Consider the following 25,786-nt stretch of genomic DNA (forward strand, 5'->3'; position numbering starts at 1 on the left):
AACCGGGTCAGACCYGTGGAGCGGGCTGCTGGAACGGCCGTGCGCTGGTGGTCGCCTCCCACCTCCAAGAAGTGCGTCGAGGCCGGCCGTCGAGCTCACTCCGGCCGGTGCACCACAGCAGCACCTGAGCCGGGTCTCCGTCCGGTGCATCGGGGAACAGACGGCGAAGCACCCGTATGCCCAGGGGTGCTGGGAACCGGCAGGGGACCGTCAGCCCCGCGGCGATGTCCCAGGTATGGAGGAGGATTTCGGCGACGCCCATCGCCGCGAAGCCTTCGGGATCGCATGGCCCCCAATGCCAGGCCTGCGTTGCGGGGTCGGCGGTGGCCAGCGCGCTGCTGAGCAGTCCACCGCACGCGGTGATGACCTGGAGCACCTTGCGCGGTGGCGTGTCCGGGGGAACGGTCAGATCGAAGGGCAGGTAGGCATGGGTGGGCCGGCCCTGCCCCAGCCCGCGGCGCATGAGATCGGCGGCGGTCTCGCTCAAGGTCCGCGATGTGTCTCGCGCGATCGACATCGCCTGCCGATGAAGATCGTCAGGTAGGTCAATCGTAGTGCGCACACCGCGGTCTTAGCGTAGCGACGTAGCGATCGGTCGAGCATGGCATACGGAACGTATATCGCTCGTGTACTCAAGGTTGTATGKGTACGTGTCATTGCACTGTGCCCGACCCTCGGCTATTACCGGCGCGGGCGGTATCGCCGCGTTCCTCGCGGCCTGCGGCAGCTCCGGATCCAGCGCGGACACGGGCGCGGCCGGCGCGTCAGGCGCCGCGGGACGCACCTGGTCGTTCACGTTGCGCAAGGGCGTGCTCTTCTCTGACGGCACCCCGCTGGACGCGCCGACCGTGAAGGCGTCGTTCGACCGGCTGCTGGACCCGGCGAACAAGTCCGCCGCCTTGTCCGCCTTCGCGTCAGTCCTCAAGGCCGGCGGCGTGGCGGTGTCGGGGGCGGACACGGTGGTCTTCCACCTCGAGCGGCCGTTCTCCGACTTCCCTTACCTGGTCTCCGCGGGCAACTACAACGCGGTCGTGCTCAAGAGCGACTACAAGGTCGGCACGTTCGCCACGAAGGCGATCGRCACCGGGCCGTTCCGGCTCGACTCCTACGACGTCGGCCAGGGAGCCTCACTGCRCCGCAACCCGAAGTACCGGGACGCCGGCAAGCCGTACCTCGACGGAGTCAAGGTGACCTTCCACAAGGACGCCCAGGCCGACCTACTGGCATTGCAGAGCGGCGCCATCGACGCGCAGATCCTGTCCGAGGCCGACCTCGTCGTCCCGATCGCCGGAAGCAACTCCATCGCCGTCGACAAGGCCAGCGGTACCAGCCTGACCGYGTTCACCCTACGCGTCGACAGGCCGCCGTTCACGAAGAAGGAGGTCCGGCAGGCCATCTCCTACGCGCTGGACCGGCCGGGTGTCCTCACCGCCGTCTACAACGGGGTCGGCGTCATCGGCAAYGACCACCTTCTCGCGCCCGCGTTCGCGGCCGCACCGAAGGACCTCGCGCAACGCGCGAAGGACGCGGCGAAGGTMCGGTCGCTGCTGTCCGCCGCGGGGTCGAGAATCTGCGGTTCACCCTCAGCTTCGACGCCCCGAACAAGGCCTACGCGCTGGTCATCCAGGACCAGCTCAAGCAGGTGGGGATCACCGTCGATCTCGACCAGCAGACCTCCGACGTGTTCTACGGCGGCAATCAGGAGACCGACACCCCCTGGCTGTTCACCACCGCGAACCTCGTCGGCTGGGTGGGCCGCCCGACGCCGAGCCAGTTCATCATCCCGATGGTGAAGAGCCACGGGGTCTGGAACGGTTCGAAATACGCCAACCCCGCCTTGGACGCCGCGGCCGACGCCTACGACRCCGCGACCGACCCCGCCGAGCGGAAGAAGCAGGCCGAGATCATCGCGCGGGCCCTTCACGAGGACGTGCCGGTCATCATCACCGTGTGGTCCGGGGCCGTCCGGGCCTACCGGTCCGACCGGGTCAGGGGGCTACGCGCCCACCCGTCGGCCTTCCTCGACCTGACAACCGTGAGCCGGGCCTGATCCGGCATGGTGCGTTTCCTGGCCCGGAGGTTGGCGGCGATCCCCGTCACCATGCTGGCGGTCAGCTTCCTGGTGTTCATCGCCACCGAACTGATCCCCGGCGACGTGGCGCGCGTCGTGCTGGGTCGGGAGGCCAGCCAGGCGTCGGTGGACGCGCTGCGCCACCAGCTGCGTCTCGACGAGCCGCTGATGCCCMGCTACCTGCACTGGCTGGGTGGGTTCGTCACCGGTGACTGGGGGCGCTCCTACACGCTCGGGGTCGACGTTCGCCCGCTGGTGATCGAACGTCTGCTCGACAGCGCGACGCTTGCCCTGCTCGCCTTCGTCCTGCTGGTGGTCTTCAGCGTGAAGCTGCACTGGCTGCCCTCGTCGGCGCAGGCACCGCCGGGGGCTGATCCGCTGACCTCGATCCGGCATCTGCTGCTGCCCGCGGTCTGCCTGGTCCTGCTGTGCACCGGCTATGTCGCCAGGCACGTGCGGGCGAGTACAGCCGCGGTCCTCGCTAGCCCGTTCATCCGGGCGATGCGGGTGCGTGGCATGTCCGAGGCGCAGCTCGTGCGAGGGCACGTGCTGCGCAACTCGCTGGTGCCGGCGACGAGCGCGCTCGCCGTGCAGCTGCAGTTCCTGCTCGCGGGACTGGTGACCGTCGAGCTGCTGTTCGGTTACCAGGGCATCGGCGACCTGCTGCTGTCGTCGGCGACCTGCTGCTGTCGTCGGCGACCAGCTGCTGTCGTTGGCGACCAGCAAGGACGTGCCGACCCTGCAGGCCGGCGCGATCGTGCTCGGCGCGGTGGGAATGGGCATCTACGTCGTCGCCGACCTGGTGTACGCGCCGCTCGATCCGCGCGTGCGGGTGGGGAGGGCGCGGTGAACGACATCACGGTGGATTCCGCGGCGAGCGTCGCGGCTGGCCCCGCGGTCGGCGGTGCGCCGGGCCGGTCGGCGGCGGATCCGACGCACCGCCGACGGCGCGGATCGCTAGACCAGCGGCGGCTCGTCCGCCGGCCGTCGTTCGCGGTCGTCGACGTGCTCGCGGTCTTCCCGAATCTGGTCGCGGCCGTGGTGGTGGTGGCGCTCGTGGGCCGCTCGACGACCACCCTCGTCCTGGTCATCGGAACGTTCTTCGTCCCGATCGTGACCCGCAGTGTGCGGGCGGCCGTGCTGGTCGAGTGGGAGAAGCCCTATGTCGAGGCCGCCCGGCTGCGCGGCGAGCCGTTCTGGTCGCTGCTGTGGCGGGAGGTGCTGCCCAACGTGACCGGAACCGTGCTGGTCGAGGCGCCGTCGTCGCTGGGCGACGCGGTCTTCGCCGCCTCGACCCTGTCCTTTCTCGGACTCGGCCAGCCACCGGGATCCCCGGAGTGGGGGGCCTCCGTGGCCGACAACCGGGTCTTCCTCCAGCAGGGCTGGTGGACGGTGCTGTTCCCGGCGCTCGCCGTCGGAAGTCTCGTCATCGGTGTCGCGCTGATCGCCGACACCCTGCGGGAACAGGAGACCCGGCGATGAGCGACGCGGCGATGAATGGCCAGGCGATGAATGGCCAGGCGGTGGGCGGCCCGGTGGTGGGCGAGGCCGTGGCCGCCGGGGGGCTTGTCGTCGATGGACTGACGGTGAGCTACCCATCGTCCGGCGGACCGGCCGTTGCGGTCGACGGCGTCAGCCTGCGGGTCCGACCCGGCGAGACCTACGGCCTGGTCGGAGAGTCGGGGTGCGGCAAGAGCACGCTGGCCGCAGCGCTCGCGGACGTGCTGCCCGGCGGGGGTGCCATCGACGCCGGCCGCATCGTGCTCGACGGGATGGACGTGCGGGCCCTGTCCGCCCGGGAGCGCAGGCGGTGGCGGGCCGACGCCTTCGCTATGGTCCACCAGGGCACGAGCAGCAGCCTGGACCCCACCGTGCGGGTCGGCGCGCAGGTGGCGGAGGCCTGCCGGCTGGCGGGGCTATCCCGGGCCGAGGCCCGGTCCCGGGCCGTCGAGCTGCTCGGCGCGGTGCGGCTGCCAGCGCCCGCGACGATCGCGCGACGCTGGCCGCACGAACTCTCCGGGGGCCAGCAGCAGCGGGTCGGCATCGCAGCGGCCCTCGGGCAGCCCCCGCCTGCTCGTCCTGGACGAGCCGACCACCGGCCTTGTCGCCGCCGTCCCGCGGGTGGGGGTGAGCAGGCGGGAACGCAGGATGCCGGCGGTGCCCGGGCAACCGCCGCCGCCGACCGACCGGCCGGTGGGCTGCACCTTCGCCGACCGGTGTGCGCTCGCCGACGAGGTGTGCCATGCGTCCGAGCCGCCGCTCGCCCCCGTCGCCGACTCCCCCGGCGGCCGCGCGGTGCACTGCCATCTGGACGCCGCCGATCTGCCTGTGCTCCCGCCACTGCCGGCGGCGGGCACCGGGGTGATGGCGGAGAAGGAGAATGTCTGATGTCGGAGAAACCGGAGAGGACGCCCCTGCCATGACCGACGAGATTCCCGCCATCGACCTGGAAGCGGCGCTGGCCGAGGACGCGCCCGCGGACCTGCTGCTGCGCGTGCGCGAGGCGGCCGAGCGGATCGGCCTGATCCAGGTGGTCAACCACGGCGTTCCGCTGGAGCTGATCGAGGATTTCGAGCGTCGGGTCGAGCGCGTCCTGCGTCTGCCGCGGCCGGAGAAGGCGAAGTTGGCCAGCCCCACCGGACACCCCTTCCGGGGCTGGCGGCAGTGGCCCGACGACCTCGGCCGCCTCGAACTCGAACGGTATTCCGTGGGCCAGTTCGACAACCCGGCCGATGCCGCCGCCGCAGGCGTGTCCGAACGGTGGCTCGGGCTCTACAAACACGGCAACGTCTGGCCGCCGGAGGACCCCGACCTGCGCGGGGTCACCTTCGCCTACGCCAAGGCGGCCGTGGTGCTGGCCCAGYGGGTGCTCGGCCTGTACGAGCGGCTGCTCGGACTACCGGCAGGCAGCTTCCCGGACGCCGAGCCGCACCACATCAACATGATCGTCAACGACTACCCGACCTGGACCTACCCGGACACGGTCGCTGAGGAGGAGAAGCTTCTCCTGCTGGAGCACACGGACGGCTCGGCGGTGACCATCCTGCACCAGCACGGCGAGTACTCCGGGCTCCAGGCGCAACAGGCCRACGGCACCTGGATTCCGGTGCCCGTCGTGCCCGGGGCGTTGCAGGTGTTCTCGGGGACAATCCTCACCCGCTGGACCAACGGTCTGTTCCGGCCCGTCCGCCACCGGGTCGTGGCCGGCGGCAGTGCGACCCGGCAGTCGACCGGGATCTTCTACCATCCGAGTCTGGACACCGTGCTGGAACCGCTGCCGGCCTTCGTCGGGGAGGACGGCACGGAGTTCGAGCCCGTTGTCCTGGGCGAGATCGACGAGACCAACGTCGAGAACTACCTGAAGGTCTTCGGCCGGYCGGAGCAGGTGGCCGCGTGGCGGGAGGGCCGTCCGTTCGTCTCGGAGCTTGCGGAGACCTCCGCCGGCCGCTGACCTGGGCGGCCGCACTGCCGTCGGAATCCGACCGGTCATTTCATCCCTCTCATCCCATATGCGTCATCTGATCGGCTCCCCAGGTGCCGTAATCGCGTGCCGTAATCGCGTGCCGGAGAGGGTATCGAGGGGCTCCAGGAGGCTGATCACGAGCGGACATTCTCCTTGCGGTTTCGCAACGACTGCGTGTCGGTTATGGAAAGCACCGCCGGCGCGACCCCTCCCTGCGTGTGTCATCGGCTTGATGGCAGAGGCTCCCCAGGTGAGAGGACGTCGACATGATCCGCGGGCTGGCTCGTACCCGGGTCCGGAGCGCGAGGACACGTGACGGGAGGAGAGCTTTCCTGCTCGCGGCCGTAATCATTTTACTTTCCATGGCGACATCGTCGCCGGTCAGGGCGGCCGGCGGTCCCACCCGCGGCGAGGGCGTCGCGGTTCCCTTCGAGGGGTTCACGGATCGAAACGGGGGCCCGACATCGATCGGCGGTGCGGTCGGTGTGGACCTGGTGCTCGGGTCGACCAGCCGACCGTACCTTCCCTGCCAGAACTACGACCCGCGGGCCCGTACGGGCGACGCCTTCGTCAACGCCTGCCAGGAACGGGGAAGTTACACCACCTACTCCCGCTTCCCTCCCGGCGGAGKCCTGCTTTTCCCGGCTGGCTACTTCATGGGCAACAGCCAGCCCGATCTGGTCCGGGGTGGTCTGCTGCGGACCGGCTGGGGAGCGCGCACCGCCGGCCTGTCGTTCGAGTTCTACCMGGATCAGGCGCATGACGCCGAGATCGTCCATTCGCGTTTCTACATCGACCGGTTCGACCATTGGACACACGGCTGGACGTACTCCGTCGCCATCGGCCGCATCGCCCTCACCGCCCTCGGCGACCCCGGAACCGCTCGGATCAGCGGGCAGCTGACCGACCGCGGCCGGCCGCCGGCACCGGGCCGGGTGCGGATCGTCATCTTCGGCGGCCACGCCCGTTCCTCCACCGGCTATCCGATCTCCTCCTTCGCCGTCCGCACCAGCACCGGGTCATCCGACTGGAGCAGCGGAGCGCTCTACGCCGGCCCGCAGCGCATCACCGTCACCGACACCGCGACGCATCGGGAATGCGTCCTGGAACGCCCGCGCGTCCTCGGCCCGGACAGYAGGATCGACCTCGATCTCTCCCGGCCGGGTTTCGGCCAGCCCGGCAGCACCTGCACGCCCTGACCACCCGCGTGGCTTGACCACCCGCTCGGACGTCGTCTACGCAGGGTGATATATCCAGGACATAGGGTGCCTATTCATTCCGGGATGACTGTAGATATTGCACATAGAGTGACGCCGTCGCTCCTTTTGGAAATTCGACGATGCCGGCTCAACGGCGTTTGGCCGAAGGCACATACGATTCCGCTATCACGTCATATGCGATCTTGTRCCGATACTTCGGTGCTCTCGGCATGACGTAACCGCCGCATCAKGACTGCCGTATCAAGGAGGCCTCAGATCGACCGCCACGAGCTCATCGATCTCACTCGACGGGCGCTCAAAATCGCGATGGACAAGACGACCGACATGGTGCCCGCGGAGCGCCGCCAGCCGGCCTTGGCGTACACGGGCCAGGGACGCTTCGAGCGCGAGCGCGAGCTTGTCCTGCGCTCTCCGCAGCTTGTCGGCTACCGCTCTGAGTTGCCGGCCCCCGGAAGCTACTGCACGAAGACCGTCATGGGCGTTCCCGTGCTTCTGACCCGGGGCGAGGACGGCACGGTCAGGGCTTTCCAGAACGTCTGCGCCCATCGCCAGGCGCCAGTCGCGGAGGGCTGTGGCGCGGCAGAGCGGTTCGTCTGCCCGTATCACGCCTGGGTGTATGACGCCCAGGGTGACTTCGTCGGCGGACCCGGCCGTGAAGGTTTCCCCTCGACGATGGCCGGGAAGCCCCGTCTCACGCAACTGCCCGCCGCGGAGCATTCCGGATTCCTGTGGGTCGGTCTCCAGCCGGACARCGGTCCCCTGGACATCGATGCCCACCTGGGAGAGCTCGGTCCGGAACTCGCGTCCTGGGACATCGGTAGCTGGGCCTCGGTGGGCGAGAAGGTGYTCGACTTCCCGATCAACTGGAAGTTCGCGCTCGACACGTTCGCCGAGAACTATCATTTTGCCACGGTGCACCGGGACACGTTCGCGCTGATCACCAAGAGCAACTGCGCGCTGTTCGACTCCTTCGGCCCGCACCATCGGCTGGTCTTCCCGATGCGGCACATCACGGACCTCGCGGACAAGCCCGAGGAAGAATGGGAACCACTGCACAACCTCGTGGTGATCTACGCACTGTTCCCCAACATCGTCCTGTCGGTCACTGTCGCCAACGGCGAGGTGTTCCGGGTCTATCCCGGGAGCGGACCGGGTCATTCGATCACCTATCACCAGAACGCGTCGCCGATGGATCTCACGGACGAGGCGACGCGAACCGCCGCGGACGAGATCTTCGAGTACGCGCACGCCACGGTGYGCGACGAGGACTACCGCATGGCGATCGACATCCAGAARAACATGGCGTCGGGGGTGCGGCCCGAGCTTGTCTTCGGACGCAACGAGCCGGGGCTGCACCATCGTCATGYGGTTATCGACGAGGCGCTCGCCGCATTCGGCGGGTAGCGCCGGTCCGGACGGRCCCCGCGCCGACCCCTGGCGCGGGTGGGCCGGGGCCCAGGGCTGCGGCGAGGTAGCAAATCATCATTGATCGACTACGAAGCGTGGCGGCTCTGGTAGCTCCCTCGCGGGGCTGAGAGTCGGGCGGTGTGGTTTCGGCAGTGCGTGGTCGGTCGCTGGCCGCGTGGACGGGAATACTGATTTTTAATGCGTGATGTCGTCGGATCATGACTTCGTGGATCATGATGGTTTCAAGGTCAGATCGACGTCGTCGAAGGCCCGGTTGGCGATCTGCCCGCCTTTGAGTACCGACCACAGCCCTTCCACCGGGTTCAGGTCGGGCGCGTACGAGGGCAGCGCCACCACAGTCAGCCACAGTGTGTTCGCAGCGATGAAAGCGGCCATCTCCGCGCACAGGTGCCGGTTGAGGTTGTCCCAGACCAGCACGACCGGCCGGCCCAGCCKCTTGTGCACGGCCACGACCAGATCCCGGATAGTCCCGCCAGGAGAACGACTTCGGCTCGTCGCGGCGGCCCCGGTGTTTCACCGGTCCGCTTCAACCTGTGCGACCGGCTCGTCCCGGGCGAACCGTTCGGCCGCGTCCCTCCGGACCGGTTCCCGGCGATCCCGTTCCGTGGCGGTCAGCCCGCCACCCGTCGCGTACCTCGTACCAGCCGGCTACCCGAACAGAACGCGCACCACTCACCCAGAGATCACAATAAGGTGAAGGATAATCGTGCTTCCACACAACTTCGCGGATTAAAACTCAGTAGCCCGCCTGGACCGCCTCAAGCTGACGGCAGCCGCCAACACGCGGACCGGGGCTGCGGCCCAGCACCTGCTGCTCATCGCTGTCGCACAGACCGCGCCCTGCAGCGGGGGCTGACCGGATCAACGGGGCATAACCTCACGCACCGCTCCACACTGTCAGTCGGGTCATGTTCGCTGTGCCTCGGCGCCGGACGCTCTCCCWCGGGCGGGATTGACGTCGCTGGCGTACTCGCGGTGGACGAACCGCCCAGGTCGAACGCGGCGTTGGCGTCATGGTCGATCACCAGCCGGCAGGCCTCACCACGTGGCTGGGAACCCGCCGCCACCAGGTGGAGAAGGACAAGGCGTTGCTGGCCGGCCTCTGGCCCGGCTGGAAACCGGCCATTCGCTGGGGCCTTGCTCCGGACCTGGCCGCCGCAGTGTAGGGCGGTCTGTAGCCGGGTGCGGACCGTGTCACGAGGGTCTTGGCATGATCGTCAGAACTGTGCGGCAGACTATCGTCCGTGGGGATCAGATTCGCGAGTTGCCGGGCGACCTTCGTGCCGCGTTGCCGGAGGAGCGGGACGAGGGCRACATGTGCGAGCCGCTGATCAAGGCGTACCTGGAGGCCGACCCGGGGTGGACCGAGAGGTTCTCCGAGGTCTGGCAGTGGACAGCCTGGCSTGGCCGTGGCGGGGTGAGTGACATCGGGATCGGCTGAGATCAGAGTCGACGATTCCGCCAGACCGCTCGGCTGCTGGTACGGGCTGGCCAGGAACTTYGGCCCCGAGCACGGCGGCGTCGGTAGCCCATGGCCCGGACGCRGGCGTCCGGCATCCCGTCTTCGCGTGAGATCCCCTCAAGGAGCCCTGTGAGCACCCTCGGTAGTTTCATCTGGTCGATCGCCGACCAGCTTCGGGGTCCCTACCGCCCCAACCAGTACGGCAACGTGATCCTCCCGCTCACGATCCTGCGCCGGCTCGACTGCATCCTCGAGCCCGACYGGGACACGGTCCGCGAGCTCGCGCGGACGTTCGACAACCCGAACCGGCTGAAGATCGAGGTGAAGAAGGCGACCGGCAGGCCGTTCTACAACACTTCCAACTACGGATTCAGCAACCTCCTGGCCGACGCCGACGGGCTGGCGGACAACCTGGCCGACTACGTCGACCGGTTCTCGACGGACGTGGACGTGTTCGAGTACTTCGACTTCAAGAAGGAGATCCTCGCGCTGGAGAAGGCGGGGCTCCTGCGCGAGATCATCACCTCGTTCAAGGCGATCGACCTGCACCCCGATGTGGTGTCGAACGCCGACATGGGCGATGCGTTCGAGTACATCATCCGCAAGTTCAACGAGGCCGCGAACGAGACCTCCGGCGACCACTACACCCCACGCGACGCGATCCGGCTGCTGGTCGACCTGCTCTTCGCCGAGAAGGAGGCCGACCTGTCCGAGGCCGGCATCGTGCGTACCCTCTACGACCCGACCGCGGGCACCGGCGGCATGCTCGCCCTGGCCGAGGAGCACCTGCTCGCGCAGAACCCGGACGCRAACCTGAGCCTGTATGGCCAGGAGTACAACCCGCAGTCGTACGCGATCTGCAAGTCCGACCTGCTCGCCAAGGGCCACGACGCGTCCAACATCGCCTTCGGTAACACGCTCACCGACGACGCCTTCAAGGGCAGGAAGTTCGACTTCTGCATGTCCAACCCGCCCTACGGCGTCGACTGGAAGCAGTACGCCAAGAAGGTCACCGAGGAGCGCGACGAGGCGGGCCCGTACGGCCGGTTCGCCCCCGGCCTGCCGGCGACCTCGGACGGGCAGATGCTCTTCCTGCTCCACCTGGCCCACAAGATGCGGGCGCCCAAGGACGGCGGCGGCCGGGTCGGGATCATCATGAACGGCTCGCCGCTCTTCAACGGCGCCGCCGGGTCCGGCCCCTCCGAGATCCGCCGGTGGCTGCTGGAGAACGACCTGGTCGAGGCGATCGTCGCGCTGCCGACCAACATGTTCTTCAACACCGGCATCGCCACGTACATCTGGATCCTCGACAACACCAAGCACCCCGACGCCAGGGGCCTGGTCCAGATCATCGACGGCACCTCGTTCTGGACCAAGATGCGCAAGAACCTCGGTTCCAAGGGCCGTGAGATCTCCGACACCGACCGCGAGAAGGTCGTCAGCCTGTACGTCGACTTCCTCGACGCCGACCCCGACTACTCCAAGGTGCTGAGCAACGACGAGTTCGGCTACTGGACCATCACCGTCGAGCGACCCCTGCTTGGCGAGGACGGCAAGCCGGTCGTCGACCGCAAGGGTCAGCGCAAGCCCGACCCGAAGAAGCGCGACACCGAGAACGTCCCCTTCACCTACGGCGGCTCGACCGCCGGCCGGGCCGGCAAGATCGAGGTCATCAACGCCTACTTCGACGCCGAGGTGAAGCCGCACGTCCCCGACGCCTGGATCGACTGGGCCAAGGTCAAGACCGGCTACGAGATCCCCTTCACCCGCCACTTCTACAAGTACGTCCCACCCCGCCCCCTCGCCGAGATCGACGCCGACCTGGAGAAGCAGGTCGCCAAGATCCTCGACCTGCTGCGAGAGGTCGAGGGTGATCGCTGAGAGGCTCGACCTCGTCGACTCCGGTGTGTCCTGGCTCGGGAAGGTCCMGCCGCACTGGACCACAAAGCCACTGTGGTCCATGTTCGAACGCATCAAGGATGTGGACCATCCGGAAGAGCAGATGCTGTCCGTCTTTCGCGAGTACGGCGTCGTGGCGAAGGACTCGCGCGACAACATCAACAAGACTGCCGAGAACCGCAGCATCTACCAGCTCGTCCACCCAGGCTGGCTGGTCGCCAACCGGATGAAGGCATGGCAAGGTTCGGTTGGCATCTCCTCGCTCCGCGGGATCGTTTCCGGTCACTACATCTGCTTCGCGCCGCGCCATAGTGAGGACGCCCGCTACCTCAACTGGCTCCTTCGCTCGACCACCTACACCAACGGCTACGCACTGCTCTCGCGCGGAGTGCGCATCGGTCAGGCCGAGATCGACAACGACGAGTTCCGGCTGATGCCGATCCTGCTCCCGCCGCTAGGGGAGCAGCGCGCCATCGCCGACTACCTCGACCGCGAGACCGCCCGCATCGACACGCTTATCGAGGAGCAGCAGCGCCTGATCGAGATGCTCCGCGAGCGGCGGCAGGATCTGATCCGAGCGGCGATCCTCGGATCGGCAAACCCCTTCTCACCACCTGCTGAAGCAGCGTTCACCGCGATTGGTCACCACTTCTCAGTGACCCTCGGGAAGATGTTGGATGCTGGCAAGGCGGTTCGTGCCGAAGATCGGCTGCTCCCCTACATCCGAGCTGGGAATATTCAGGACGCCGGGCTGAAGCTCGACGACGTGAAGGAGATGCCCTACTCGGAGGCGGAGGCGGCGAACCTCAACCTACTCAAGGGCGACTTGCTCGTAGTTGAGGGCGGAGCCGTCGGGACGAACGCGTTGGTTCGGGAGGACATGCCTGGGTGGTCCTTCCAGAAGACCGTCAACCGACTCCGTCCACTCGGTAATTGGTCGTCCGCTTGGCTGGGTTATGTCCTGCGGACCTACCGGGACATCGGCGTGATTGACATCGTATGCAACAAGTCGACGATTCCGCACCTGACGGCCGAGAAGCTCCGCGCCATGCGCATTCCTTCCGTGGATCCGCAGGAGCAAGTGCTCGTGGCCGCAAGACTTGATCGTCAGACCATAAAGATCGATGTCCTGATCGAGGAGACCGCGCGATTCATCGAGCTMTCCCGAGAGCGCCGGTCGGCGCTCATTACCGCCGCCGTGACGGGACAGTTCGACGTTGGCGAGGCCGCCTGATGGCCGACCACAACGAGGTCGTCTTCGAGTCCGAGATCTGCGCGTACCTGGAGGCTCACGGGTGGCTGTACTCGGCGAACGACACCGGGTATGACCGTGAGCGGGCGCTCTTCCCCGCGGATGTGTTCGCCTGGTTGGAGGAGACTCAGCAGGCGGCGTACGGGAAGGCGTTGAAGGCGGCCGGGTCGGCGGCGAAGTTCCTCGATGTGCTGGCCACGGCGCTCGACAGGCCGCTGGAGCACGGCGGCGGGACGTTGAACATCCTGCGTAACGGGGTCGTCTACATCGGTGGTGGCCGGTTGAAGCTGGCGCAGTTCYGGCCGGAGACCAGCCTGAACGCGACGACGACTGCGCAGTATGCGGCGATGCGGGTGCGGGTGATGCGGCAGGTGCGCTTCTCGACCGCCGATCAGCGCAGCATCGACCTGGTGTTCTTCGTCAACGGGCTGCCGGTGGCGACGGYGGAGCTGAAGACGGACTTCACGCAGTCGCTGGACGAGGCGATCCGCCAGTACCGCAAGGACCGGCGCCCGGTTACGAACGGTCGGGCGGAGCCGTTGTTGTCGTTCGGGCATCGGGCGCTGGTGCACTTCGCGGTCTCCAACGACCTGGCGGCGATGACCACCAGGTTGGAGGGGGAGAAGACGCACTTTTTGCCGTTCAACATCGGCCATGACGGCGGGGCGGGGAACCCGCCAGGTGCCGAGGGGCGGTCGGCGACGGCGTACCTGTGGGAGCGGGTCTGGGAGAAGGACGCCTGGCTCACCATCGTCGGGCGGCTGATGATCGTGGAGACCCGGGAGGAGTGGGACGTCGCGACGGGGACGTCGGTGCGACGTACCAGCATGCTCTTCCCGCGGTTCCACCAGTGGGAGGCCGTGACGACCATCGTCGACGCCGTACGCGAGGAGGGCGTCGGCCACCGGTACCTGATCGAGCACTCGGCCGGGTCGGGGAAGACGAACACGATCGCCTGGACCGCACACCGGCTGGCGCGGCTGCACGTGGACGACGAGAAGGTCTTCGACACGGTCCTCGTGGTCGTGGACCGGACGGTGCTTGACGGGCAGCTTCAGGAGGCGATCCGGCAGATCGACGGGTCCGGCAGGATCGTGGCCACGATCAGCCCGGAGGACGTCCGCAAGGCTGGCGCGACGTCGAAGTCCGGGCTGCTGGCCGCCGCGCTGCGGAACGGCGAGYTGATCATCGCGGTGACGGTGCAGACGTTCCCGTTCGCGATGGACGAGATCCAGGCGGACAAGGGGCTGACGGGCAGGAAGTTCGCCGTGATCGCCGACGAGGCGCACTCGTCGCAGTCCGGCAGGATCTCCTCCCAGCTGAAAGCCGTGCTCACCGCCGAGGAGATCAAGGACCTCGCCGACGGCGGCGAGGTCGCCCTGGAATCGCTTCTGGCGGCGCGGATGAGCGAGCGGGCCGACTCGCCGAACATCTCCTACTTCGCGTTCACCGCGACCCCGAAGGCCAAGACGCTGGAGATGTTCGGGCGGAAGGGGCCGGACGGGAAGCCGGTCGAGTTCCACCTGTACTCGATGCGGCAGGCGATCGAGGAGGGGTACATCCTCGACGTTCTGCGTGGCTATCAGTCGTACGACACCGCGCTGAAGATCGCCGGTAAGGCCACCGCCGACAGCGAAGTCGAGGAAAGCGCCGCGCGTAAGGGGCTGATGCGGTGGGTGAAGCYGCACCCGACCAACATCAGCCAGAAAGTCMAGATCATCGTCGAGCACTTCCACGCCAACGTCGCCCACCTGCTGGAGGGCAGGGCGAAGGCGATGGTCGTCACCGACTCGCGCAAGGCCGCGGTGAAGTACAAGAAGGCGATCGACGCCTACATCGCTCGCCGGGTCGCGGAGGATCCGTCGTACACCTACCGCACGCTGGTCGCCTTCTCCGGGTCGGTGACGATGGACGAGAACGAGGTGTGGACCTCGGAGTGGGGGCCGGTGCCGGCGGAGGACGTCGAGTTCACCGAGACCAACCTCAACCCCGGCGCCGGCGCGGACCTGGCCGCGGCGTTCAAGGGCGGGACCTACACGATCATGCTGGTGGCCAACAAGTTCCAGACCGGCTTCGACCAGCCGCTGCTCTCGGCGATGTACGTCGACAAGAAGCTCTCCGGGGTCACCGCCGTGCAGACRCTCTCCCGGCTCAACCGCACCCACCGCACCGCGGGCGGGGAGATCAAGYGCACGACGTTCGTCCTCGACTTCGTGAACACGCCCGACGACATCCGGGCCGCGTTCGAGCCGTACTTCACCGGTGCGACCCTGGAGACCGAGACCGACCCGTACGTCGTCGCCCACCTCGCCGCCAAGCTCGCCCAGACGGGGATCTACACCGCCGACCAGGTACGGAACGTCGCCGAGTTGTGGGTGAAGCGGAAGGGTAACAACGCGCTCTCGGCCGCGATCGCTCCGGCGAAGCACGAGTTCGCGAGCCGCTACGCCGCCGCGATCGAGGCCGACGACAAGGTCACGCTCAGCACCCTCGACCTGTTCCGTCAGGACGTCTCCACCTACGTCCGGCTCTACGACTTCATGAGCCAGATCGTCGACTACGGCGACCCGCACCTGGAGATGCTCTCCATCTTCCTACGCCTCCTGGAGAAGGTCATCGCCGACTCCTCCTGGGCCGCCGAGGTCGACCTCTCCGACGTCGTCCTGGTCGGGGTCAGACACGAGAAGCGGATCGCCGTCGACATCTCGCTGACCGGCGACGGCGAGCTCAAGGGAATCAGCGCCGCCGGGACCGGCGCCCGCAAGGAGCCCAGGTACGTCGCGCTCCAGGTCGTGATCGACAAGATGAACGACCTCTTCGGCGCCGAGTCCTTCACCGAGTCCCAGATCCGCGAGTTCGTCGACGGCCTGGTCCAGCGACTCCTCGCCTACCCCGACCTCGTCAGGCAGACCCAGGTCAACTCGAAGAAGCAGTTCATGGACTCCGACGACTTCAAGGCCGTCGTCACCGAGGCCGTCCTCGACAACCAGGAAGCCCACAACACCATGGCCGACTACTTCTTCAGCGACGGCCCTGGGATCAACAGCGTCATCCTTGCCCTCGCGGACGCCTTCTACGAGGTCGCCACGTCACAGGAGACCGACTGACAGAATGTCCGGTCAGGGGCGCTTTCGTCCCTCGGGAAATYGGCCTGCTCCGAGCCACCGGCATCAGTCGGGTCACGGCGTCCAAAGCGTCGGCATGGCCGTCGCGAGATGACCGAACGCCGCCTACAGAAACCCGATCACCGGATCCTGGCCCTCTGCCTCCGAAGACCGTGACCTACCGAAACCGGTCCCTCACCGCGCCAGTATAGCGGCGCTCCAGAGCCCATAGGCGCGGGTCTCGCGCCGGATCCGCCAGCACCCGTCGTGACCGGCCACCGAGCCCTGGGCGCGCTGCGTCGATCATGCGTGCCTGAGCAAGGGCGTACTCGGCGGGGCGCCACCGGAACCGGTCATGTTCAGCCCGAGGCCGAGCTCGCCTTGCCCGGCCGAGAGTGGTTGGTCCGTGACGGGGCAGGGCGCTGGCTTGGACCATCTCAGGGTGGGTAGGAGACTCATGCCAGCGTAATGGCTACTCAAGATCCACGGTCACGCGGCGCAGGCGCTCGGGTGTGCACCTCGTGAACCCGGACGACGAACCAGCACCCGGCAGCCGCCGGCACCCCGGGACACACAGAGTGCCCGTGACCTGCACGAACACACACATGACGGCACTATGCGATACTAGACGGCAGGCTGTCCTACGGGCTTTTAACCGGCGGGTTTCCCGCCCTGCAGCTGCCGCGAACCTTGAACGATATTGGTTTGGCCTGCATCGTTCGAAAAATTGACCCTCCGGCGCGGGTCCGTCGGGCCGCGCGTGTGCTCGATGTGTGCTCATTGTGTCGTCACCCGCTAAACGATCTCCGTTTGTCGCGCTGCGTCGCGGGCGAACCCGGCCGCCGGGAGAGGCGGGCTCGCGGCGATGTACCAGATGATTTTGATCGCTATGGCGGGCCAGTGCTGCTATGTCGGAGATCAACAAGCCGAGAAGTCCTGATATCTGACTATGCCTGCGGTCGCGCGGTCGGCTCCGACGCACGAGTCTTGTCAACGGTTTCCGAAAACTGGATCTGGATCTGGCTCAGCCACCCCGGGCGGGCTGGACGCCCCGGCCCCCGGCACCGCCACCGCCCCCACCGCCCCCACCCGCGCCGAACAGCCCGCCCCCGCCGCTCAGAGCTCCGCCTCTGGTGGACGATGAGTTCGTGCGTGCCGACGGCAGCGCCGCGTGCAGGTCGGCGAGGATGACCTGGTTACCGGCGGTGAGGCCGGACGTCACCTCGGTCCGGTCGGCCCCCACCGCCCCGGTGGTCACCCGGACGGTCACCGCCTTGCCCTTCCGCAGGACCGAGACCGTGCTCAGCCCGCCGACCCGGTGCACCGCCGAGGTCGGCACGGTCAGCATGTTCCGGACCTCCCGTACCACGATCGACACGGTCGCGCCGGTGCCGTCGAAGAGCTTCGTCCGCGTCGCCGCCAGTGCGATCTTGACGGGGTAGGTCGTGGTCGACCCGGTTGTGCTGTTCAGGACGCCGATCGAGGAGACGGTGCCGGTCAGCGGCGTCGACACGCCGTCGACGGTGACGTCGGCCCGGTCGCCGGGCCGCACCAGGTCCACGGCGGACAGCGGGACCGTGGTGACGACCTGCTTGCCACCGGCGCCGAGCACGGTGATGGCGTTGGTGCTGGAGAACGCGCCGACGGTCATCCCGGGTGAGATCGAGACGGCGGCCACCGTCCCGGTGACGGGGCTGGTCAGGGTCGTCTCCGCCAGGTTCTGCTGGGCCAGCGCCACCTGCGCGACAGCCGCGTCGATGGCGGCCTGGTCGGCCGCGAGCTGCTCGGCGGTGACGACCCTGGCCGCCCGGCTGGACGTACCGCCGCTGGACGTACCGCCGCCCACGCTGCGGGACGATCCCGCCGAGCTTCCGGAGCGGACGGTCGATCCTCCACCGGAGGAGCTGGGGGCGGGACCGTGGCTGGGGGCGGGAGCCGGCCCACCCGTCGCACCTGGCACCCACGGGGCCGGCGCGCTCAGCGGACGGGCGCTCGAAGTGGCTGGTTGGGTTGGTTGGGTTGGTTGGGCTGGTTCGGTCGGGATGGCCGAGGCGGCCGGAGCTGTCGGAGCGTCGGCTGTCGGAACGCCGGCTGTCGGAACGCCGGCTGTCGGAACGCCGGCTGTCGGAACGCCGGCCGTGCCGAGGTCGCGGACCGCAGCGTCCAGGTTCAGTTTGGCGGCGGCGAGTTGGGACACCAGCGTGGCCAGGTCCGACGGCTGTGACGGCCCTGGCGATGTGCTGTACCTGGCGACGAGGGCACCGATCGCGTGCTGGCACTGGAGGGCGTCAACGGAACCGGTCGGGTCGGGATCCTCGATCTTCACCGTGTACGGCGTGCCCGCGTCTAGACCGGTGAAGGCATAGGAACCGGTCACGGAGGCGACCACGGCGCCGTCCCGGAGCAGAGTGATCGCGTCGTCGGCGCCGGCGGTCCCGCTGATCTTCCCGGTGGCGTCCGACGGGGCGGCGAGGACCGGCGTCGTCGTGTACGTGATCGGCGCGCGGGGCGGCCCGGCGACCACCACGCAGCCTCCGCCGGGGGACGTCAGCTTCCCGAGATCGGCGCCGAGGCCGGCCAGCACGCTGTCGAGGGACGACTGGGCATTCTCGACGTCCTGCTGCGCTGTGGTGACCGCCGTCAGGAGGGTGCCCGGCTCCGTCGTCCCGTTGTCCGTCGTCCCGGCTGGAGCCGCCGCCGGGGTCGGCGCCGGGGAGCGTCCGGTCGAGGAACTGATCAGTTCGATGCCGGCGGACGACGAGCCGCCCCGGAACGAGCTGCCCGTCACGTCTGCCAGGGAGGTGGCCACGGCCCCCGCCGCTGTGAACGTGCCCGGGCCCGTCCCCGAAGCGGTCGCCGACGAGGTCTGGCCCGACTCGTCCGCGGTCAGTGCCAGCCGCGCGTTCGCCAGCGTCGCGTTCGCCGCGTCCAGGGCTCGCCGCAGCGGCCCCGGGTCCAGGCCGGCCAGCGTCTGCCCGGCCGTGACCTGGTCACCGATCGCCACCGGCACGGCGGTCACCGTTCCGGCGACCGGAAACGCCAGTGTCGCCTTGTTGACTGTGGCCACCGTTCCGACCGAGGTGAGGGCCTGGGTCACCGACGCCATGCTGGCGGTGGCCAGCCGGTAGGAGGGCCCCGGGCCCGCCGTGACCGCGAGCCCCGTTCCGACGCCGGTACCAGCCAACAGCACCGCTGCCGTGCCGCCCACCACGACCTTGCGGGGCCGACCCAACCGGCGGCGCGACGGCCGCGGCTTCTCCTCAGGCGCTGCCTTCTCGGACACTGCCCCTTCAGGCATTTGTGGACCCGGTGCGACCGGAGCCGGTGGCGCCGGAGCCCGCACTGCCGCCCCCCTGGCCGCCGAAGCCGCCGCCGCCGAAGCCGCCGCCGCCGAAGCCGCCGCCGCCGAAGCCGGCGGTGCAGCGGCCGTTCGTCTTCGGGCTCAGCGTGATGTGGGTCGCCGTGACGGCGCCAGTGTCGTCGGTCTGGCCGTTCGCGGTCGCGCACTGCCCGACGGCCAGTGCCTTGGCCGTCGCGGTGACCGACTGGGTGTACCTGGTGTCCCCGTTGACCTGCGCAGTGTAGGTGATGGCTGCCCCGCTGCCGCTGCCGCTGCCGCTGCCGCTGCCGGTGACGGTGACGGTCGAGCCGGACACCGAGGCCACCTTGCCCTCCGCGCGCGCGCCGAATTCGTCTCGGAAGCCTCCCGGCCCTCGGGTGCCCAGCGAGCGCGGACGCGGGCTGCCGCTCGGCCGGGGCTGGCCGGTCGGCCGTCGCCCGGCGGTCGGCTGTGTGCAGGCGTCCCCGACCGGCTGGCTGATCAGCACCGTCGTGGCGGTGAACGAGGTGGGCCTCGGCCTGGGGCTGGGCGCCGCCGAGTCCGGCGTGCCACCGGTGCCGCCCGCGCCGCCGGCCGGCGAACCGGATGCCCCGTTCCCGGTCGGCACGTCGGCGGCGAAGACGCACACCCCTGGCCTGACGTCGGCGAGGGTCGCGGCGATGATCTGGGTGAACGTGGTCGTCCCGGTGAACTTCACCGTCACCTGCCCCGACGGCTGGCTCTGGACCTCGATGCTGCCGGAGCTGGCGCTGGCGGCGTCGACCTCGGCGATGGTGCCGAACGCGGCCGGGCCGCCGGCGCCGGATCCACGGCCCCCCTGACCGGGCGGGCCGCCCGGCTGGCCGGTGCTCGGACTGCCCTGTGCCGACGCCGCGGTCGAAGAGCCACCGCAGCCGGCGAGCGCCGCGACCAGCATGGTCGTGGCGGCGGCGAGGGCGAGCCGCGTCGGGCGGCCGCCGGTCAGGGACCTGGTGAGCGGTGCTTGACCAGTCAAGATCTCGATCCTCGTCCTGGGATGGCTACTCGCTGCGGAGTGCGTCGATGGGAGCCAGCCGGGCGGCCCGGCTAGCGGGGTAGACGCCGAAGGCGATACCGATGGCGACGGCCACGGCGATCGCGCCGAGCACCGCCCACCACACGATCGCCACCGGGTTGTCGATGAAGTGCGGCAGCACCAGGGCGCCGGTGATGCCCAACAGCGCGCMGACCACCCCGCCGGCGAAGCTGAGCACGGACGCCTCGGCCAGGAACTGGCGTCGGATCGCCGCCGGTGGTGCGCCCAACGCCTTGCGCAGCCCGATCTCGCGGGTGCGCTCGGTCACCGAGACCAGCATGATGTTCATCACGCCGATCCCGCCGACCAGCAGGGACAGTGCCGCGATGCCGGCCAGCAGCACGGTGAGGGTCTTGCTCACCGAGGTCGCGGTGTCCAGCAGCGACTGCTGGCTGGTGATCGTGAAGTCGGCGCTGGCCGGGTTGGCGATGCCGTGCTGGTTCAGCAGCAGGTCGGTCGCCTCCTGATAGGCCGCTGAGAGCGTGGACGACGAACGTGCCTCGATGTAGATCGAGGAGACCGAGGTGCGGGTCGTCCCGCCGAACAGTCGGCTCGCCGCGGTGGACAGCGGCACGACCGCCTGGTCGTCGAGGTTGCTCGTGGTGTTCGAACCGGCCGGATCGAGCACCCCGACCACCGTGAACGGAATGTTGTTGATCGTCACGCTCTGGTCGACCGGGTCGCGTCGGCCGAACAACTGCTCGGCGGTGTCCGAGGCGAGGACGGTCACCGCCGCCGACTGGGCGTCGTCCGTGGTGGTGAGGAAACGGCCCTCGGCGAGGGTGCGGTTGCGCACCGGGCGCCAGGCCGCAGTCGTGCCGACCACCGTCGTCGTCCAGTTCGTGGCCCCGTTCACCAGCGTCAGTTGGCCCTGCTTGACCGGGGCGACCCCGACGATGTCCGGTGTGGAGACCGGTGACGACAATGCGGCCGCGTCCGTCATGGTCAGCGTCGAGGCGGAGCCGAACCCGCCGCGCAGGCCGGTGGTGGGGCTCGTCGAGCTGCCTGGCGAGACGATGAGCAGGTTGCTGCCCAGGGCACTGATCTGCGATCCGACCTTGTTCTGCGTGCCGACGCCGAGGCCCACGGTGAGCACCACCGCGGCGATCCCGATCAGGATGCCCAGCACAGTCAGCCCGGAGCGCAGCCGGTGCGTGCGGATCGCGTCCCACCCGGTGCGCAGCGTCTCCAGCCAGCCCATCAGGATGCCGCCGTGTCGGACTCGACCAGGCCGTCCCGGATCCGCACGACCCKGTGCGCCCGGGCCGCCACGTCCAGCTCATGAGTGATCAGGACGATCGTCCGGCCCTGCTGGTGCAGCTCGTCGAGGAGGTCCAGCACGTCACCGGTGGCGGTGGAGTCCAGGTTTCCGGTCGGCTCGTCGGCCAGGATGAGCGACGGGTCGCCGACCAGCGCCCGGGCCATCGCGACGCGTTGCTGCTGGCCGCCGGACAGCTCGCCCGGCCGGTGCTCAACCCGGTCGGCGAGGCCGACCCGGTCGAGTGCCGCGACGGCCCGCGCCCGGCGGACCTCGCGGCGCATCCCCCGGTAGGTCAGGGGCAGCTCGACGTTGCGCCACGCGGACAGCGACGGCAACAGGTTGAACTGCTGGAACACGAAGCCGATCCGGCGGTTGCGGATCTCGGCCAGGTCGGCCTCGCTCATCCCGCCGACGTCCTCCCCAGAGAGCCGGTAGCTGCCCGAGGTGAGCACGTCGAGGCAGCCGATGATGTGCATCAGCGTCGACTTCCCGGACCCGGACGGCCCGACGATCGCGACGTACTCGCCGGTTCCGATCCGGGCCGAGACACCACGCAGYGCCGTGACGTCCAGCGATCCCGCCCGGTAGGACTTGGTCACCTGGTCCAGCTCGATGACAGGGGCGTTGACGACGAGGGTGTCGTTGTCCGAATACGGCGGGAGCGGCGTCGCCGGACCCGCCGTCCCTCCCGACCTTGCCTGCTCTTGCCCTGCCTGCTCTTGCCCTGCCTGCTCTTGTCCTGTCTGCTCTTGTCCTGCCGGTTCCTCCGGCGTCCAGGCCAGTTCGTTTTCCGTTGTCCCGACCACCTCAGCCACCCCCGCCGAAGCCGCCGCCCCGACCAGCGGAGCCGCCACCCCCGCCTCCGGGGAAACCGCCTCCGCCGCCGAACCCGGCACCGCCCCCGAACCTGCCCGTACCGCCCTGGCCCGTGGCCCGGCCCGGGCCGGTTCCGGACCCGCTCCGGGTGGCCACCTGCGGGGTGTCGACCACGACCTTGTCGCCTTCCGACAGCCCGGAGACGACCTGCGTGAAGCCGCCTCCGGTGGGTCCGGTCGTCACGGTCGTGGCGGTCTTCCTGCCGTTGGACAGGACGTAGACCGTGGGCTTGCCGTCGGCCTGAGTGATCGCCGCTGTCGGGACGACCAGAACGTCGCCGAGCTGCTTGTAGGTCAACGAGACTGTCGCGGTGTCACCCGCGTGCATCCCGCCGGGGCTGCCGGTCACCTTGATCATAACCGGGAAGGCTGCCGTCCCTCCGGAGCTCGACGCGATGAGGCCGACCGACGACACCGTCCCGTAGACCGTGTTCCTGCCGGCGTCGGAGGTGCCCGCACCGCCCTGGCTCGCGGGACCGGAACCGGCTCCCGGCCCGCCGCTACCGCCAGTTCCACCGCCACCACCGCCACCGCCGCCACCGGGGAGCCGGCCGATCGGCACGCCTCCGGTGCCACCCGTGCCCGGCACGATCGTCGCCTGGTCGCCCTTCGCGATCAGACCGACCCCGCTGGAGTCCACGGTGGCGTTTACGATCCACGAGTCGGTGCTGATCACCAGGATCTGTGCGCCGGACGACGAGCCGGACGAGCCCGACCCCGAGCCCGACCCCGACCCCGACCCCGACCCGGCGGCCGACCCCAGGCCGGACGAGGCGGCGCCGCCCGATCCGGACCCGCCTGCCGAGCTCGCGGATCCGCCGGACTGGCCTGATCCGCTCCCGCCGGAGGATGCCGCCACCTGCTGGCCGACCACCAGGGACAGGCTCGCCACGACACCCTTGACCGGTGCGGTGAGAGTCGCGCCGTCCAGCGCGGCCTGCGCGGTCGACACCCCGTCGGTCGCGGTCGTCACCGAGGCCTGATCGACGGCGAGCTGTGTGCTGGACGCCCCGGAGTCCTGGTCGGAGGCTAGCTTGGCCTGGCTGTTCGCCAGCGTTAGCTTGGCTTGGACGAGACTCGCGGTCAACGACGCCGAGTCGATGGTCGCCAGCGGCTGGCCGGCGTTCACCGGGTCGCCCTCGCCCACCAGGACGCTGGTGACCTTCCCCGCCGCCGTGAAGTTCAGGGCTGCCTCGGTGGCTGGTTCGATCGTTCCGGTCGTCGTGATCGACTGTTTGATGGTCCCGATGCTGGCGGCGACGGTCCGCGACGAGGAGGCGGCCGGCCCGGACGAACCGCCGCGGGTGAACACGTAGGTCGTGACCGCCGCGGCGACGACGACTGCCGTGACCGTGGCGACCACCCACCGGTGGCGCGCGATCAGCCGGACTGGAGAGATCATGAGCCGCCGTTCGCGGATGGCAACTGATTCTGCACGGCGGCAAGCATCGCGGGGATAGCTGAACCTGGCCTTTACGGCACCTGTGCGTCAGCTATGAGTTCACCGGCCCATCGTCGCGGTTGGCGGTCGGGTCGAATGCTGGTGATTGATTGATGTGAATCCGGGGTTTGTGTTGTCGTGCCGTTCCGGCGGTGGTTCGCTGCCGGTGCCATTGCTGCTGGAGGCGATGGTCGACGCGCTGCTGGCCGGAGTGACGTCAGACCTCGACGAGCGCCAGCCCTGGCACGACCAGGTCGCCCAACTCGCTCATCGTCTGCACGAGGCACGGCTGTCTCGCCGCGACGGTGCTCGGCTGTTCGCGGGCGTCTTCTTTCCCCTGCCCGACGCGCTGGCGTACGGCGAACAATTGGTCTCCGCTCTCCGCGTGGGGGGACTGTCCAGCCGAGATGCCGCGTGGTCGACGGACACGATCACTTACTACGTGGTCAGTCACAGCACTGAGGAACAACTGAGGAACAACTCGCCGCCGCTCTGCCCGATCCGTCCGCGAGCGCCGCACGGCTCATTGGCCCGGTCGGTCCACGACGTCACCCGCAGCTGTTCGCTGCGCTCGACCATCTCCCTGCTCCGCACCAGAAGGAGCACTTCGACTTCGGCCTGCGTCTTGTCATCGGCGGCATYCGCCGTGCCGTCGGGTAAACAGGATCATGGGCGGCCGGTGCCTACCCGCGGCGATCCGAGTACCGTCGCCCAGGCCATGAGATGGCCCTCGGCCACGCGCCACGCGCCACGCGCCACGCGCCACGCGCCACGCGCAAGCCGTCCAACACGATCGCGATCCGCGTGGTGCGGTGCTCCCTGCTGGCGGTCGGATTGGCAGACCTGACGGCCTGCTGCTATTGGGAGATCAGGGTATCTGTCATTGGTAGAGTAGAGACATGGTCGACGTCGGCTCGCCGGCCGGTCATTTCATCATCGCGGGCAGCTCCRCACCGCGAGGGGCAGTGGTCCACTCGGGCGCGGGACGTATCGTGCCGCTGCGGACGCGCCCRCTGAGCATGGCCGAGCAGGACGTCGACAAGCCGACTGTGAGCCTCGCCGCGCCACGCCCCCGACGATGTGGCGCTGCAGGAGCAGGCAGAACACGAAGACCGGCAGGCAGGCCAGGTCGCTGCCGGCCCCCAGGCCGCRGCGATCCCGAGCACCGTCGGCACGAAGCCGATGGTGATCCGCACCTGGATGCACAGAGGGATGGCCTTGCTCGGGTGGTAGGCGGCCCGGGTGAGGCCGGTGACCACAGTAGTCGTTGGGGACGGGGCTTCTCGTAGGTCAACTCCTGTACCGGTGTGCCGGAATTTCCTAGAAACCGCGGTCCGTCGCCACCACGATGGTCCCATGATCTTGATTACTGGTGCGACCGGCACCGTCGGTCGCGAGGTGCTGCGCCTCCTAGTCGGCCGGGGCGCTCGGATTCGGGCGATGACGCGAGAACCAGCCCGTCTCCGTCTTCCTGATGGCGCGCTGATCGATGTCGTGCAGGCCGACTTCGAACGTGCTGACTCGCTCCACAGCGCGGTCGCTGGTGTGGACAGCGTCTTCCTGCTGACCGCTCCGAGCCCCACCGGCTCGGTCGCCGAGCATGACCTGGCCATGATTCAGGCGGCCCGTGCCTACGGCGTCCGGAAGGTTGTCAAGCTGYCCGCCATCGGCGGGAAAGCCGATGACGCCGACAATCTGCCCTCGCCCAGGCACCGTGCCGGCGAACAGGCGCTGGTCGCCAGCGGACTGACCTGGTCCGCGCCGGATTCGATCCGTCCATCGCGGACTCCGCCGTCGACGGCTACCAGCTCGTCCGGGACGGCGGTAACGCAGTCATCACCGACGATGTCGACCTGTTCGATATCAGGCCCCGGCCAGCGCGGCTTCGTACGCGCCGAGTCCTGATGCGCCCAGCG

Annotated in this window: 21 protein-coding genes and 2 pseudogenes; 15 read left to right on the top strand and 8 right to left on the bottom strand. The window is 68.9% G+C overall.

The features are described 5' to 3' along the window. Positions 1 to 7: 7 nt before the first annotated feature. Positions 8 to 487: a hypothetical protein gene (locus tag CcI156_RS26720; RefSeq protein WP_254847325.1), complete on the bottom strand. Its 480-nt coding sequence runs from the start codon at positions 485 to 487 to the stop codon at positions 8 to 10. Positions 488 to 650: 163 nt separating this feature from the next. Here CcI156_RS26720 and CcI156_RS08075 point away from each other — a divergent pair, with 163 nt between their 5' ends. The 8 genes and pseudogenes from CcI156_RS08075 to CcI156_RS08110 all read left to right on the top strand — a co-directional run bounded on the left by CcI156_RS08075 (position 651) and on the right by CcI156_RS08110 (position 8,158). Continuing rightward, on the top strand, positions 651 to 1,793 hold the full coding sequence (locus CcI156_RS08075) for an ABC transporter substrate-binding protein (protein ID WP_175637555.1): 1,143 nt from the start codon (positions 651 to 653) through the stop codon (positions 1,791 to 1,793). Further along, positions 1,787 to 2,050 carry a hypothetical protein gene (locus CcI156_RS08080; protein WP_076805125.1) on the top strand — a complete coding sequence of 88 codons (264 nt, stop codon included), beginning with the start codon at positions 1,787 to 1,789 and terminating at the stop codon, positions 2,048 to 2,050. Before CcI156_RS08075 ends, CcI156_RS08080 begins: the two co-directional genes overlap by 7 nt. 6 nt (positions 2,051 to 2,056) lie before the next feature. Continuing rightward, a complete protein-coding gene (locus CcI156_RS26725; protein ID WP_254847326.1) occupies positions 2,057 to 3,553 on the top strand; it encodes an ABC transporter permease subunit in 1,497 nt (498 codons plus the stop codon). A gap of 26 nt (positions 3,554 to 3,579) precedes the next feature. Then, positions 3,580 to 4,080: pseudogene (locus CcI156_RS26730) on the top strand (ATP-binding cassette domain-containing protein); the annotation flags it as partial. 139 nt (positions 4,081 to 4,219) lie between these two features. After that, entirely contained in the window at positions 4,220 to 4,459 is a 240-nt protein-coding gene (locus CcI156_RS26735) for a hypothetical protein (protein ID WP_035941046.1), read from the top strand. A gap of 31 nt (positions 4,460 to 4,490) precedes the next feature. Then, positions 4,491 to 5,522, top strand: coding sequence for a 2OG-Fe(II) oxygenase family protein (locus tag CcI156_RS08100; RefSeq protein ID WP_076805126.1), 1,032 nt, complete (start codon positions 4,491 to 4,493; stop codon positions 5,520 to 5,522). 278 nt (positions 5,523 to 5,800) lie between these two features. After that, on the top strand, positions 5,801 to 6,733 hold the full coding sequence (locus tag CcI156_RS08105) for a hypothetical protein (RefSeq protein WP_076805129.1): 933 nt from the start codon (positions 5,801 to 5,803) through the stop codon (positions 6,731 to 6,733). Positions 6,734 to 7,060: 327 nt separating this feature from the next. Further along, a complete protein-coding gene (locus CcI156_RS08110) occupies positions 7,061 to 8,158 on the top strand; it encodes an SRPBCC family protein (protein WP_139341448.1) in 1,098 nt (365 codons plus the stop codon). Between the two features lie 234 nt (positions 8,159 to 8,392). Here the strand turns inward: CcI156_RS08110 and CcI156_RS08115 are convergent, their stop codons facing one another. Continuing rightward, positions 8,393 to 8,632 carry a transposase gene (locus CcI156_RS08115; protein WP_011434662.1) on the bottom strand — a complete coding sequence of 80 codons (240 nt, stop codon included), beginning with the start codon at positions 8,630 to 8,632 and terminating at the stop codon, positions 8,393 to 8,395. Between the two features lie 563 nt (positions 8,633 to 9,195). Here CcI156_RS08115 and CcI156_RS25530 point away from each other — a divergent pair. The 5 genes from CcI156_RS25530 to CcI156_RS08135 all read left to right on the top strand — a co-directional run bounded on the left by CcI156_RS25530 (position 9,196) and on the right by CcI156_RS08135 (position 15,902). Further along, positions 9,196 to 9,348: a hypothetical protein gene (locus CcI156_RS25530; RefSeq protein WP_157493328.1), complete on the top strand. Its 153-nt coding sequence runs from the start codon at positions 9,196 to 9,198 to the stop codon at positions 9,346 to 9,348. Between the two features lie 44 nt (positions 9,349 to 9,392). Next, on the top strand, positions 9,393 to 9,623 hold the full coding sequence (locus CcI156_RS08120; RefSeq protein WP_139341449.1) for a hypothetical protein: 231 nt from the start codon (positions 9,393 to 9,395) through the stop codon (positions 9,621 to 9,623). Positions 9,624 to 9,773: 150 nt separating this feature from the next. Further along, positions 9,774 to 11,525, top strand: a complete 1,752-nt coding sequence (locus CcI156_RS08125; protein WP_076805133.1) for a class I SAM-dependent DNA methyltransferase — start codon at positions 9,774 to 9,776, stop codon at positions 11,523 to 11,525. Positions 11,526 to 11,604: 79 nt separating this feature from the next. Next, on the top strand, positions 11,605 to 12,777 hold the full coding sequence (locus CcI156_RS08130) for a restriction endonuclease subunit S (RefSeq protein ID WP_139168505.1): 1,173 nt from the start codon (positions 11,605 to 11,607) through the stop codon (positions 12,775 to 12,777). Further along, on the top strand, positions 12,777 to 15,902 hold the full coding sequence (locus CcI156_RS08135; protein WP_076805138.1) for a type I restriction endonuclease subunit R: 3,126 nt from the start codon (positions 12,777 to 12,779) through the stop codon (positions 15,900 to 15,902). Before CcI156_RS08130 ends, CcI156_RS08135 begins: the two co-directional genes overlap by 1 nt. A 1,021-nt stretch (positions 15,903 to 16,923) precedes the next feature. Here CcI156_RS08135 and CcI156_RS08140 read toward each other — a convergent pair. From CcI156_RS08140 to CcI156_RS08160, 5 genes are read right to left on the bottom strand one after another with little or no spacing between them, the layout of a single operon-like run. Continuing rightward, entirely contained in the window at positions 16,924 to 19,197 is a 2,274-nt protein-coding gene (locus CcI156_RS08140; protein ID WP_023840165.1) for a biotin/lipoyl-binding protein, read from the bottom strand. After that, on the bottom strand, positions 19,190 to 20,233 hold the full coding sequence (locus CcI156_RS24645; protein WP_023840164.1) for a hypothetical protein: 1,044 nt from the start codon (positions 20,231 to 20,233) through the stop codon (positions 19,190 to 19,192). The genes CcI156_RS08140 and CcI156_RS24645 overlap by 8 nt, the downstream gene beginning before the upstream one ends. Positions 20,234 to 20,258: 25 nt before the next feature. After that, positions 20,259 to 21,494, bottom strand: a complete 1,236-nt coding sequence (locus CcI156_RS08150; RefSeq protein WP_076805140.1) for an ABC transporter permease — start codon at positions 21,492 to 21,494, stop codon at positions 20,259 to 20,261. Beyond that, complete coding sequence (locus CcI156_RS08155; protein WP_011434669.1) at positions 21,494 to 22,369, bottom strand: ABC transporter ATP-binding protein; 876 nt, start codon at positions 22,367 to 22,369, stop codon at positions 21,494 to 21,496. Before CcI156_RS08155 ends, CcI156_RS08150 begins: the two co-directional genes overlap by 1 nt. Next, entirely contained in the window at positions 22,362 to 23,831 is a 1,470-nt protein-coding gene (locus tag CcI156_RS08160) for an efflux RND transporter periplasmic adaptor subunit (protein WP_023840161.1), read from the bottom strand. The genes CcI156_RS08155 and CcI156_RS08160 overlap by 8 nt, the downstream gene beginning before the upstream one ends. 226 nt (positions 23,832 to 24,057) lie before the next feature. On the opposite strand from CcI156_RS08160, the pseudogene CcI156_RS27650 reads away from it, so the two are divergent. Next, positions 24,058 to 24,291: pseudogene (locus CcI156_RS27650) on the top strand (TetR/AcrR family transcriptional regulator C-terminal domain-containing protein); the annotation flags it as partial. 29 nt (positions 24,292 to 24,320) lie between these two features. On the opposite strand, the gene CcI156_RS27385 reads toward CcI156_RS27650, so the two are convergent. Then, on the bottom strand, positions 24,321 to 24,449 hold the full coding sequence (locus CcI156_RS27385) for a hypothetical protein (RefSeq protein WP_255361092.1): 129 nt from the start codon (positions 24,447 to 24,449) through the stop codon (positions 24,321 to 24,323). A gap of 777 nt (positions 24,450 to 25,226) precedes the next feature. Between CcI156_RS27385 and CcI156_RS08175 the strand changes: the two genes are divergently transcribed. Then, positions 25,227 to 25,775, top strand: a complete 549-nt coding sequence (locus CcI156_RS08175) for an SDR family oxidoreductase (protein ID WP_076805145.1) — start codon at positions 25,227 to 25,229, stop codon at positions 25,773 to 25,775. The last annotated feature ends 11 nt before the right edge of the window (positions 25,776 to 25,786 follow it).

Source organism: Frankia sp. CcI156 (assembly GCF_001983015.1).
GTDB lineage: Bacteria > Actinomycetota > Actinomycetes > Frankiales > Frankiaceae > Frankia > Frankia casuarinae.

Coding starts and splice junctions, on each gene's coding strand:
- CcI156_RS26735 (WP_035941046.1), top strand. CDS start 4,220: ATGCCGGCGGTGCCCGGGCAACCGCCGCCGCCGACCGACCGGCCGGTG.
- CcI156_RS25530 (WP_157493328.1), top strand. CDS start 9,196: ATGGTCGATCACCAGCCGGCAGGCCTCACCACGTGGCTGGGAACCCGC.
- CcI156_RS08140 (WP_023840165.1), bottom strand. CDS start 19,197: ATGCCTGAAGGGGCAGTGTCCGAGAAGGCAGCGCCTGAGGAGAAGCCG.
- CcI156_RS08160 (WP_023840161.1), bottom strand. CDS start 23,831: ATGATCTCTCCAGTCCGGCTGATCGCGCGCCACCGGTGGGTGGTCGCC.
- CcI156_RS27385 (WP_255361092.1), bottom strand. CDS start 24,449: ATGGTCGAGCGCAGCGAACAGCTGCGGGTGACGTCGTGGACCGACCGG.